The following is a 12,756-nucleotide window of genomic DNA, read 5'->3' on the forward strand; positions in this document are numbered from 1 at the left end:
TGGCTAAGGATGCCCTATCTGATGGAAACTTTGCTTTCTTTTAATCTCGTATTTCCAAATTCCCCCGCAATTTCTCCTTAGCCCCTTTCCGCCACGCCTTGACAGCAGACATGGAGACATTTTCTTTCTCCGCTATTTCCTTTACTGTCAAATCTTCTACACAAGTATACAAAACCCATTTCGTTTGGTTTTCGGTTAATTGATCACAATAGGTTAATAAAAGTTTCACTTCAAAAGGTACTTCGACACAGGGATCTTCGATGACTTCCCAAAATTCCTCCTTTGGATAAACACTTCGCTCTTGATACTTATTGCTTTTTGTCATTTCTGTTAAAAGTCTTCCTTTAATATAAGAGTAAGCGTAATTAGTGAAACTTCCTTTCTCTTGGTTAAAACGTTTCTTCGCGTCCCAAAGTGCGATTAGTCCAAGCTGGAAGAATTCCTCCTGATTTTTGTAAATGTGTAATGTTCGCATAACCTTATGAATCATCGGTTCGTATTGTTTGGCTAATTGTTCAAAACTCTCCATTTTGGTCTCATTTCAGGAAGCGCGCGCTTGCTAGTGTATTCCCGGGTATCTTTAATCTATCGGGAATCCATCAACTTAGCGAACGGGTAAAAGTGGCGATTTCAGCTGAAGTTCGTATCCATTTAATCGAAATTCAGTCGAGTTTGGAACAGATTGGGATGAATTTAGCTAATATTAGACAAAATGCAGGTAATTTATAAAAGGTTCAATTCTGGAAGAGAGGACGCGGGCACGTCTATATGGACCAAGTCTATTTTCAAAAATATTGTTTCAAAGCGTATTTATTAACCTGACCACATAGTTTTTGTTTTGCTTAAGTGAAAGGATATGGTAAAATATTCCCTGTATAAATAATAAGAACGATATTCTAGGAAGGGAGTTAATGATCAAACTATAAATTCCTCTTGGATTAACTGGTTATACTTGCAGCGGCACCCTTTTTTTCGGCCGTTTTGTCTATTATACTAACTGATAAAAAGTAAAATAAAGTCAATCATCCTTTTTTTTTGCCTACACAGAACCAGCCGGTCAGTTACTGGCAGGTAATTAACCGAATGAGCTTGCCCTAAAATTTTGTCCGTACAATATAAGGAGGATTTGAGATTAAGATGAAAAAAATAACTAGATTGCTAGGAGCTTTATCCTTTATTGCTGCCTTTAGTGTGATTGCAGGTTGCAGCAATGATAAAGCGTCAACAGAAGAGAAAATAGAGAAGGAAATTCCGATTCAGGTTGCGGAAATCCAATATGGTTCTTTAAGTGATAGCAACCGGCTAACTGGTACGATTATTCCCGAATCAGATGTGAAAGTGGTTCCAAAGGCACCAGGTGAAATCAAGAGAATCATGGTGAAAAAGGGAGATATCGTAAAGGCAGGAGCCGTTCTTGCCCAATTGGATGATTCAGCGGAACGAAATGCGGTCGGGCAACAGCAAGCTGCATTAAAACAAGCACAAAGCGGCTTGCAAAGCGCACAAAGCGGAAAGGCTAAAGCGGAAATAAGCTATACACAAGCTCAAAGCTCAATAAGACAAGCAGAAGCTGCTTTGGCAAATGCGCGTAAATCAAGAGACGATAACTTAGATAATATCGAATTTCAAGTCAAAAATGCGCAGATTGCTTTCGATTCGGCCAAGCAAAATTTAGAGCGGATGCAAGCCTTATTTGTAGAGGGACTAATTGCTAAGCAAAATCTTGAAGATGCAGAGAAGGCGGAGAAAAACGCGAAAAACGCTTATGATCAAGTGCAATTGAATAAAAGTCAGGCTTCGAGTGATATTAGTTTTCAATCATTAGAAGCTTCAATTGATCAAGCACGAATTGGGGCAAGCCTTGCTCAGTCATCGATTCATGAAGCAGAAATTGGCATCGTACGGGCTCAAGCAGCGGTGGAGCAGGCGCAACTAGCTGTTCAGTCGGCTAGTGACCGTTTAGCTGATAAAGTCATCGTTGCAACTGCTTCTGGGGAAATCACGGCTGTTACAGGTGAAGTTGGAGCAATGGCATCCGCCCAGAATCCTTTTGCTACCATTGTCTCCATCGACAAGGTGAAAATAAGTGTGAATATCTTACCTACTCAGCTTTCTGCCTTTAAACAAGGTGATTCTGTCAATGTTGAAGTAAGTGGGACTGATAAGGCTTTTACTGGAAAAATTTCATATGTTTCTGCCATTAGTTCCGGGTCTGGTTTGTTTGCGATCGAGGCAGAAGTAGAGAACAAGGATCACGCCATTCGTCCGGGCATGGTCGCCTCCATTATGATGGATGAAGTATTAGTAGATCAATCATTAATGGTTCCATCTGGTGCGGTTATTCAGAAAGCAGGCAAATCTGTCATCTTTGTCGTTGCTGATGGAAAAGCGGTTCAAAAAGAAGTGGAAGTTGTTCACTATGGTACAGATTCTACGGCTATAACTGGTGAATTGAGCGAGAAAGAGAAAGTCGTTACTAAAGGCCAAAACCTCCTGCATGATGGAGATCTAGTGAAGATTATGAAGGAGGAATAATCGTTGAAACTTATTAAAGGTTCGATTAATCGCCCAGTCGGAGTCATCATGATTGTGGTGCTTGCTCTATTAGTTGGGGTGGTTGCACTTAGGAATTTAGCCGTGGATCTGTACCCGAAATTAGACTTGCCTATTGCCGTTATTGCCACGAGCTATCCAGGTGCAGCTCCACAGGAAGTGGAAGAATTAATCAGTAAGCCGATCGAAGAAGCTGTTGGGACAATTGAAGGGCTGGATACGATTCAATCGGTTTCTCAACCCTCATCATCGTTAATTATTATGCAGTTTGACTACGGTAGAGATATAGCGGGTATTTTAAATGATGTTAGGGAAAAATTGGACCGTGTTACAGGTCGATTGCCGGAAGATGCGAATTCACCAATGGTGATGAGGATCGATCCGGCAGCGATGCCTGTTCAAATCATTAGCGTAACGAGTACGGAGCATAGTCTTAGTGATTTACAATTAATTGCTGAAAATGAAATTCAACCGGAATTTGAGCGAGCGAAGGGAATCGCATCTGCCAGCCTTTCAGGTGGGGTAAGACGGGAAATTCGGGTAGATTTGGATCAAGGGAAGCTCGCTAATTTTAAATTGACAGGTTCCCAAGTCGTCCAAGCATTACGCGGGGAGAATCGCTCGGTATCTGCCGGTACAGTTGAACGCGGAGGCGAAGACGTCCAATTGCGGATTGACGGGGAATTCACTTCCGTGGAGGACATTAAAAACACAAAAATTAGTTTAGTCAGCGGTGAGACGATTAAAGTAAGTGATGTCGCCGAGGTGGTTGATACATTCCAAGAGAAGACTACGATCTCACGTGTAAATGGGGAAGACACACTTACTCTATCAATTATGAAGCAGTCAGATGCCAATACGATATCGGCTGCGAAAGAGGTACAGAAAGTTCTTGATAAATTAAACAAACAGTTTAAAGAACGTGGTGTAAAACTAACAATGACTGTTGATACATCCACATTTATTTCACAATCAATCAATTCCGTTGTCTGGAATATGATTATTGGTTTTGGCTGTGCGATGGTTATTCTCCAGTTATTTTTACAAAATGTTCGAGCCACAATTGTGATTGGGATGACGATGCCATTATCCCTTCTTACCGCTTTTATATTGATGTACCTTACAGGTGAAACGATCAATACGATATCAATGGGCGGACTCGCGATTGGGATCGGTCTAATGATTGATAATGGAATCGTTATTATCGAGAATGTTTTTAAAAGAAAGACGGAAGGAATGCCGATTAAAGAGGCTGCGTTAGTCGGGGCCACTGAATTAGCACCATCGGTTATTGCTGCCACATTAACGACTGCGGCGATCTTTGTGCCAATGCTTTTCATTAATGGGATTGTGGCGCAAATGATCCGTCCACTTGCCTTAACCGTCGTCTTTGCGGTAACGGCCTCGTTAATTGGGTCGCTAACACTACTTCCAATGTTGTCTTCCAAATTATTAGGAAACGTGAAGGAAACAATTGAAGGTGAAGAACGTAAAGGATTGTTCAATCGGTTATTGAACAGGCTTACTGAAAACTATGTAAAACTGTTGAAACGGGCTTTAAAATTCAGAAAAACAGTTGTTGCCATCGTTGTTGTAACAGCGCTTGGCAGTTTGCTCCTTATCCCAATCATTGGGTTCCAATTGTCGCCGGATTCTGACAGTGGCGAGATGCAAATTGATATTACGTTAAAAAACGGTACGCAATTGGCGCAAACAGAAGAAACAGTTAGAGAAATCAGTGATCGCTTATCTAGCTATGAAGATATTATCGATATGACTACGATCACAATAGGTGGAAGTTCCGGTAACATGTTTGGGGGCGCATCTGGCTCGGATAAGGCGAGTTTTACAATTAAGCTTATCAGCGCGAGTGAGCGGGATATGTCAACAAAGGAATTCATCGGGGTAGTTGATTCATTACTTAGCGATATTGCTGGTGCTGAGATCATGGTGAAAGAAAATGACCGGGGAATGAGCTCAGGATCACCTATTCAAATTGAAATAACTGGTGAAGACCTTAATGTGCTGGGAGATTTATCCCAACAAGTTGTATGGGTATTTGAAGGCGTAGAAGGTACACTCAATGTCAAAAGTAGTGCAGCAGAAGGACGACCAGAAGTACAAGTCGTTGTGAATCGTGAATTGGCCAGCCAGTACGGATTATCTTATCAAAATGTTATGAATGATGTCAGCCTTGCCTTCAATGGGCAAGTAGCAACGAAATATAAAGAAGACGGTGATGAGTTTGACGTTAAAGTGTCATTGCCTAAAGAAAGTAGTCAAACGATTCGCGATTTAGAAACATTCGTTATCCGTAATAATGAAGGTGTTCTCATTCCAATCACTGCTGTGGCAGAGTTGAAACAAGTTCAAGGCCCAACCGAAATTAACCGAAAAAACCGGCAGCGTTCAGTTAATGTGACAAGCGATGTAATTGGTCGTAACGCAGTTGAGGTTACAAAAGATATTCATGCTCAACTAGATCAGCTTACTTTACCAGAAGGGTATGAAATAAGTACAGGCGGAGAAATGGACGATGTCATGGAGCAGTTAACTCAGCTTGGGATTGCGCTAATTCTCGGGATCATTCTTGTTTATATGGTCATGGCCTTTCAGTTTGAGTCCTTTACTTATCCGTTTGTAATCATGTTCTCCATTCCAACGATGATTATTGGAGCTTTAGTCGGTCTTTTTGTGACGAATTTATCACTAACTGTTCCAGCGTTCATGGGGGTCATCATGCTTGCTGCTATTGTGTTGAACAATGGGATCATTCTTGTGGATTATACGAATATCCTGCGTAGAAGAGGAATGGAGCGAATGGAGGCCCTTATTGAATCAGGTAGAAGCCGTCTTCGACCAATCCTCATGACATCAGTAACAACGGTATTTACGATGATCCCAATTGCCATTGCAATTGGTGAGGGAGCTGAAGCGAACCAGCCTATGGCGGTTGTCGTCATATTTGGTTTAATTGCATCTACCGTGCTAACTCTTGTCTTTGTGCCAGTTATGTACGTATTTATTGATAATCTAGCCGTCAAAATGAAGCGGCTATTTACCCGAAAAAAATCAAAAGAGGTCATTACGGACGAGAGCTTCAGTGGGTAAAAACCTAATCGGTGTCTTTTTACGGTGTCAGGCACCATATGTGGACAAATTGCGATGTTTGTCTTTTTACGGTGTCAGGCACCATCCGTGGGCACCATATGTGGACAAATTGCGATGTTTGTCCGCTTGTGGTGGACATAACGAATAGATAGAGTTATCGCTTCGGTGGGAGCAAACCGAAAACGAATAGGTGTTCATAGTGACATTAATTTCTTTTAAAAATCCAAAAGCAATAAACTCACAGAAATGTGCCTTTTCCTATGACCGGATTTTGGTTACCAACCGTTTAAGATATCACAAATGAATCCGGTGTAGGGAAAGGTGTGATCTATCAATATTTTTAAAGAAAACCGAGATAGGAGTTATAAAGTTGAATAATAAAGTAGATCGGAAGGATCTTATTTTGCGGGCAGCTTTACAACACTTTGTAGAAGAAGGCTACGACCGGGCAACCATACAAAACATTGCAAAGAAGGCCTGTGTTGGAAAAGGCACGATCTATGAATATTTTACGAGCAAGGAAGCCTTGTTTGGCGAAGTTGTTTTAACAGGCCTTACCTATATATTCGATGAATTGATGCAAGTCGTAAAAAGGCCGGGACCGATCTATAGCAAAGTGAAACGATTGTATGAAAAAAATGCACAGCTATTCCATTCTGAGTCTGAATTACGAGCGATCATGTTAAATGACTTTGGCAAAATTCCGAAGCAGCTCCATTTGCAGCTGCAAACGATGCAGAAGGAGATGCAAATCCTAGTAGAAAGCAGCTTAAAAGAGGCAATTGATAATGGTGAACTGAGAAATATTCATCCAGGTATAGCCGCTTCTGTTGTGCTTAACGGACTAAAAGTCATTTACTTTTATCAACTGAGAGAGACAGAGACATATGAAGAAGTCATTGAACAGCAACTCAAAATTACCTTTAGCGGCTTAGCCGTGCCGGGCACTGTCCGTGGACAAATAAGTTGATTTGTGTATGGCTGGAGGACAATTAAAGGAAGAGTTATCGCTTCAATGGCGGTAACTCTTTTTTTAGTCCTATCATTTACCGTATAATGGGAATTGTTTATCGTGGCTGGTGAGTTATGGACACTGCCCGATCTGTCAAGGGCAAATATTGAAGTTCGGATAGATTAGACTATTAGTTAAATAGATAGATAAATTGAAATATGGGGATACGTGACAAGTTCCTTAATTACATTTGTAGGGTTGGTCCACTTAAAAAAGACCTAATCCAACCGATATAACAAATATATAATATTTTCCAATGGAGGTGTCCCAAATGCCTAGAAATCTCACTTTTCTATTAGTCATGGCCATTTTTTTATTTTCAGGATTATATACAGCAAGCCCCGCTTCAGCTAATTCGACCATGCAAGGTTTTTTTGTGAAAGTGACATATGAAGACGATACAGCGGCCGAAAAAAGATTAAAGAGCATTACGATCAAGAATAGTCAGGGAAATGAAACCACGTTACCGATTGACGGAAATGCAAAGCTTACGATCAACTCCCTTCCCACAACAATCAATGCATTCAAACAGGGAATGGAAGTCGAGGCAGATGTTTATTTACGTCGAGTAAAAGCACTTCGTGGCCAATCGGGGGAATCTCAGGGAGAGATTGATCACCGTGAAAAAATTGTAACGGGCACAATCAATCGGATCGATAAAAACGGGAAGTTCCTTTCCATTTTACTTGATGATGGAGATTCGAAAACGTATTACTTGAATAATGAAACGGAGATCTTCAAAGGAACAACGCTCGTCGACCTTAGTACGATATATGAAGGGGACAGGGTCAAACTTCTATTCTCTGAATATGACACGAATTACATCCGTTCAATCGATGTCATTGTCCAAGGAGTAAAAATAGAATCACTCTATAAAGGAACGATCCACCGTATTGAACCGATCAATAACAAGCTAATTGTGAAGAATGAGCAAGTATTTCAAAACTGGATGTGGCAGCCAAATACTGATAAAAGTAATAGCAGCTACAATTTTTCAAGGAAAGTGCCGATATATGTTGGAAATCAACAAATTAAACAAGATCGTCTCCGTTACTATGTCGATCATGATGTTTATTACGTGACAGTTAGCCAGTTTGGCGAAGAAGTAATAGAAAAAATGGTCGTCAAGCGAATGAATGAACGAACATTCTACGAACCTATGCATTCGGTTAGTATTCTTCAAAAATGGATTAAGCTAAAAGAAACAGGGTCCATTAACTATCATGATGGAACCATTCTTATTCGCAACGGCCGGCTAGTTGATTCAAATAGTTTACAATCGAGCGGATCAGCTTTTGTTGTGACAGATGGGGTTCAAAAAAGTCAGTATGCAAATGTCGTTCACATTACGAATGACGGTTTCCAAAGTCCGAATTTAGCGAATCACACCATTTATTTCGGACGAATAAGTTCTACTGCGCCATATGAACTGCAACTAAGGAATGCTAAAGAATTATCGAATAATTATTGGAAAGACACGAACGTATCGAAGCTTTATTTTAGTAATGATACGGTAGCTGTTAAAGATTCAAGAAACTCGGTGTTACGACTCATTGCTAGAGATGAAATGGAGGACCAAATCGATCAATATGGTTATTTCTATGTCTCGAATCAAACAATCGTTGCCGCTCATCTTATTGGAAGGAGTACGCCTGAAGCAAATCTCGTTTCGGTCGGAAGAATTGACAAAATTGATCAGATTAACCCAGCCATCATTAGTATCCGTAATGTCAGCCAATGGCAAAAAGGTGTATGGATTGAAGCGGGGAAAATTTCAAGCATCAATATTGAGCAAGCTACGATCATTCGGGATGGTAAAGTTATTACTGTTGAGGAATTAAAAGGTGGGGAACGACTCTATCTCCTACATGAATCGAAAGTGAAGGGACGCATTCTTTTAGTCGATTAATTTTTAAAAAAGGGCATGTAAGCAAATCGCCTACATGCCCTTTTCAACAGAGCATTTTGCTGAAAAAAACTAGAAAAGGTGACTGCTAATAATATGGAAAAAACGGTAAAAAAACTCCTCTTTATCATTACGTTCCTATTTTCTCTAGCAATTTTTCCACCTATGATCGGTGCTAAACCACCTGATTATAATGGTGGGGTTTTAAACGAATATACGTATGAAGAATATTTCTTTTTATCAGGAGAGCCTGTTAAGTTTACTGGGAAAGCAACAGTAACGGAGAAGGAAGCCAAGAATCAGATAACGACTACATACCGCTTTAATCTCCAAGATTCTAAGGGTGATAAGCTATCACGTAGTGTTGTGTATGTAACAGACCGCCAAGAGCGGGAGGACAAAGGGCAGACGACTTTCCAAACGTCGGTGAGAAGCTACTCAGAGAAAGTAACAGTGGGTAAAGACAATTATTCATTAGATGATTTTCAATTTTCGCAAGGGACGATTAGTGATAACCGCCCTGCCTCGGATTACTATTCAGGGAATATCGTCGGCCGCAAGATTTATAAAAAGAATTCAAATGAACTCATTACAGTTCACATAAGTGGTCGAAATATGGGTTATAAAAATTTCTGGGGTGCAACAGAAACACAGTTTATAGATTATGAAATTGAATCCAATCAAGGAAAAGCCTTTATTACTAGCAAAGTATCAGACAGTAAGACAAAATCACTCCAATATGAACCACATGATCCCTCCTTATCTAGCTTTATTGGGGGGCATGCTGTCATTAGCCGATCAAACATGATCGGGGAGTATACGTATAATATTCCTTATAGTAGAAGTAAAGAGGAAGGGACAGTCCACCTTTCTCAAGAAATGGTTCCAACCATTGACCGCTTAATCGTCCCTAAATTTCGTGACTTAGCGAACAATTGGGCAAAGGATGATATTGAACGTTTATATTCATTAGGAGTATTTGATGAATCAACGCAATTTTTCTCACCTAATACGCCGATGCTTCGATATCAATTTACCGTCGGTGTGTTAAAAGCCGTTAATATTCGGGTTATGGAACAACAAGCGAACAAAAATGCACCTAGAAAAGCAATCTTTAGCGATTTAGATCCAAAGGATCGAGATTATTTATATATTGAGAGTGCGGTTGAGAAAGGAATTATCACTGGAACAACAAACGCAACATTTAAGCCAAATAGCCCAATTAGTAGAGTACAAGCAGTCGCCATTCTTGTGCGTGCGCTAGGAATGGAGGGACGTGCACCTAGTCCTAATTATCGAACAAATTTCGTTGATAACGATAAAATCGAAGACTGGGCAAAGGACAGTGTGTACGTCGCAGCAGAACTCGGACTAATTAAAGGGGATAATCAAAACCGATTTAATCCGAATCAGCCACTATCAAGGGCTCAAGCGTCTGCCCTTATTATCCGTTTTCTTGACTTCTTAGAAAATGATTTAAAACAAAACTATCGGGATGACATGCTCTTTTTTAACTAGACTTTGTTAAGCAATATTGTTGGTAGACGTACGGGATTGATTTACGAGAAACGGTTCTTGCCTTCGCTATGGAAAGTTTTTTTTAGGCTTACAGGATTATTTGTGCCGACGAAAACATTGGGATGTAGTGTATGTGGGGCAGGGGCTATCCTCGTGCCCCTCTGTCCCACCAATGGGAAGATGGACCTGTCCCTTTATCCCGCTGCGTGCCTCTAAAGAAAGGATGAAAATAATGAATGATTTTAGAAAAAGGGCGGTTTCTCTTTTCTTTATCCTGCTATGCATGATCTTGGCTCTTCCGGGAAAGGGCAGTGCAGCAAGCCCGTTTAAGGACGTGAATAATGAACACTGGGCCTATCCTGCGATTGAGTGGGCATATAATAAAGGATTAATAAAAGGATACCCTGATGGGACATTTGCACCGAATCGAACGTTAACAGAAGCCCAATTTGCGGCCATTCTAACGCGCTATGATTGTTCGAATACTTCTTCTCTACAGGCAGCGCCAGGTGAACATCATGCATCAGGCATTTATCGATATTTATTAAGCAAAAATATTCCACTTAACGGCTATACGAACTTGAAAGCCCGTGACGAACCGATTACACGCGGGTTAGTTGCGCGGGTAATTGCTGCATTCGAAGGGTCCGATCTGAGTGAACCTTATGCTGTGCAAAATATGTATTTAAGAGACTTGTCGACGGGATCAACTGGCAAGAAGGATTACAAGGATTATCGTGCTGATCGCACGATGACCCGGGCGGAAGCGGCCGTTTTTTATAACCGTCTTTCTAAGAATGGGAGTTGTTGGATGTCAGGGTTAGCGTCGAAAGCAGGGGGAAGAGATGACAACCGAATCGAGTTGCCACCGAATTTCTTTGGGGATGATGCGATGATCTTTCCTCCGCCGGAATTAAAGCCACAGCCAAAACCACCGATCATTTCAATACCTTATGATTCGAGATTAGAGGATTTGGATATCGAGAAACCGTCACTCATTGCAAATGGTGTCGATTCTTCGTTCATCACTTTAATGTTGAAAGACTGTTACGGAGGATCGATTCCTGAAGAGAATTCTTTAACCTTTCAAGTAACTTCTAAAGCGGGGGAGCTTCATAGCGGCGATCCGAACGATCACTTTTATTATCAAGAATTCGATGAGAAGGAATATGAAAAAAACCCAAATGCCACCCTTTATAGCTCGAACTTTTCAACCGATGGGTCCAACTTAACGATAAAAGTAACGGCCCCCCGATCGAAAAAGACTGTAACAGATACAATCTCTTTTCGAATAAATGATGAAACAAAGAATTCTGAAAATATGTCTTGCTATCAAAAGCCTGTCACCGTCCAGTTAGAATATGTTCCGCAAGCGGAGCTTCGAATCGAAACAACAAGGGAGAATAATATTTTACTAGCAGACGGCAGATCAACGATGACTGTGACAGCGAAGATTGTACGTCCAGGTGGTCAAGTCATTTCGGATTTTAATGGGCGCGTTCTTTTTCGTTCGTCCAAAGGGGCTAATTTATCGACTCGAGAAGCATCTTTTTATAATGGTGAGGCGAGTACAACTTTAACATCATTGTGGTCGACACAACTTGAGACAGATGAGATTCGAGCGGAAATTGTTCAGGTCGACTCGCGGTATAAAGATGAAGTCGCATCGTTATTAAATAAAACGCATCGGTATCAAGTCGTTTATGATCCGGAAATTAATTTGAATAATAGTTGTCTACGAGGGGATATGGAAGTCGCATTTATTATTGACTCTTCCGGGAGTATGAAAAGAAGTGATCCGGAGCGTTTGCGTGTTTCAAAATCAAAAGAGTTTATGACGAATTTAAACGCCCCAAGTAATATTGCTGCTCACTTTGACTCTCGGGGTAATTTACTATACCCAACATCCGATTCAGTGTATTGGGTAAGACCAACCCTTGACTCGGTTCGACAATCAGGCGGAACGAATATTGCACAAGGAATGGAAGTGGCATTTAATCAATACAGCAACAATTATCCGAAAATAGCCATCCTTTTAACCGATGGGAAATCAAATGAACGTCAAGTCAAGCAAATGCTTCTGAGAGCACGAGCAGAACAAATCAAAATTTTCACGATCGGACTAGGAAGCAAAACGCAACTGAACGAAACGCTTTTACAGCAATTGGCTTATGAAACAGGCGGAGAATATTATCATGTGACCGAAAATATCCATATTGGTTCAGCATACCAGTCCATTCTTAACGAAGTTACATGTGATATCCCAGCTCCAAGCTGCTCTTACTCAGACCAAATGTTTATTTCACCAACACTTGAATATACAAGTACAGACTTCTATATGAATACGTATATTAACGAAAATTGTGGGGAAATCGCTCGGGTCCTTCTCCGTTTTCATTCATTTGATGGAAACATTGATTACGAGTTAGTCCACAGAGGGCAAAACTATTACGCTCTCAAAAAAAGCATGAACGAAATTTCCGAACTACTCCTGTATCAAGGAGGAACTTTCCTAGCCTATGACTTGAATGGCTATTTAGTCGGCCAAAAATCGGTCAGATCTACATCACGTTAAAATGTGAATAAGGAAAAAGCGGCCCCGTGAATAAATTGAAGTGGCCCCAAAAAGTTAGACACGGTTATTTCATCAGGCAGC

Annotated in this window: 7 protein-coding genes; 6 read left to right on the forward strand and 1 reads right to left on the reverse strand. The window is 40.8% G+C overall.

Going from position 1 to position 12,756, the window contains the following annotated elements:
• Window positions 1-40: 40 nt before the first annotated feature.
• On the reverse strand, window positions 41-529 hold the full coding sequence (locus BGM26_RS19545) for a sigma-70 family RNA polymerase sigma factor (protein ID WP_217041954.1): 489 nt from the start codon (window positions 527-529) through the stop codon (window positions 41-43).
• Window positions 530-1,137: 608 nt separating this feature from the next.
• Between BGM26_RS19545 and BGM26_RS19550 the strand changes: the two genes are divergently transcribed.
• The 6 genes from BGM26_RS19550 to BGM26_RS19575 all read left to right on the forward strand — a co-directional run bounded on the left by BGM26_RS19550 (window position 1,138) and on the right by BGM26_RS19575 (window position 12,675).
• Window positions 1,138-2,535 (forward strand): efflux RND transporter periplasmic adaptor subunit, encoded by a 1,398-nt coding sequence (locus BGM26_RS19550; protein WP_217041955.1) that lies wholly within the window; start codon window positions 1,138-1,140, stop codon window positions 2,533-2,535.
• Window positions 2,536-2,538: 3 nt separating this feature from the next.
• A complete protein-coding gene (locus BGM26_RS19555; protein ID WP_217041956.1) occupies window positions 2,539-5,664 on the forward strand; it encodes an efflux RND transporter permease subunit in 3,126 nt (1,041 codons plus the stop codon).
• 370 nt (window positions 5,665-6,034) lie between these two features.
• Window positions 6,035-6,634, forward strand: coding sequence for a TetR/AcrR family transcriptional regulator (locus tag BGM26_RS19560; RefSeq protein ID WP_217041957.1), 600 nt, complete (start codon window positions 6,035-6,037; stop codon window positions 6,632-6,634).
• A 313-nt stretch (window positions 6,635-6,947) separates the two neighbouring features.
• Entirely contained in the window at window positions 6,948-8,585 is a 1,638-nt protein-coding gene (locus tag BGM26_RS19565) for a hypothetical protein (RefSeq protein ID WP_217041958.1), read from the forward strand.
• Between the two features lie 93 nt (window positions 8,586-8,678).
• A complete protein-coding gene (locus tag BGM26_RS19570) occupies window positions 8,679-10,100 on the forward strand; it encodes an S-layer homology domain-containing protein (protein WP_217041959.1) in 1,422 nt (473 codons plus the stop codon).
• Window positions 10,101-10,332: 232 nt separating this feature from the next.
• Complete coding sequence (locus BGM26_RS19575; RefSeq protein ID WP_217041960.1) at window positions 10,333-12,675, forward strand: S-layer homology domain-containing protein; 2,343 nt, start codon at window positions 10,333-10,335, stop codon at window positions 12,673-12,675.
• Window positions 12,676-12,756: the final 81 nt, after the last annotated feature.

The sequence above is a fragment of the Bacillus sp. FJAT-29790 genome (assembly GCF_019039215.1).
In the GTDB taxonomy this organism is placed as follows: Bacteria; Bacillota; Bacilli; order Bacillales; family Cytobacillaceae; genus Cytobacillus.

Excerpts from the sequence above, each read along its gene's own strand:
- BGM26_RS19545 (WP_217041954.1), bottom strand. The coding sequence starts at position 529 with ATGGAGAGTTTTGAACAATTAGCCAAACAATACGAACCGATGATTCAT.
- BGM26_RS19550 (WP_217041955.1), top strand. The coding sequence starts at position 1,138 with ATGAAAAAAATAACTAGATTGCTAGGAGCTTTATCCTTTATTGCTGCC.
- BGM26_RS19565 (WP_217041958.1), top strand. The coding sequence starts at position 6,948 with ATGCCTAGAAATCTCACTTTTCTATTAGTCATGGCCATTTTTTTATTT.
- BGM26_RS19570 (WP_217041959.1), top strand. The coding sequence starts at position 8,679 with ATGGAAAAAACGGTAAAAAAACTCCTCTTTATCATTACGTTCCTATTT.
- BGM26_RS19575 (WP_217041960.1), top strand. The coding sequence starts at position 10,333 with ATGAATGATTTTAGAAAAAGGGCGGTTTCTCTTTTCTTTATCCTGCTA.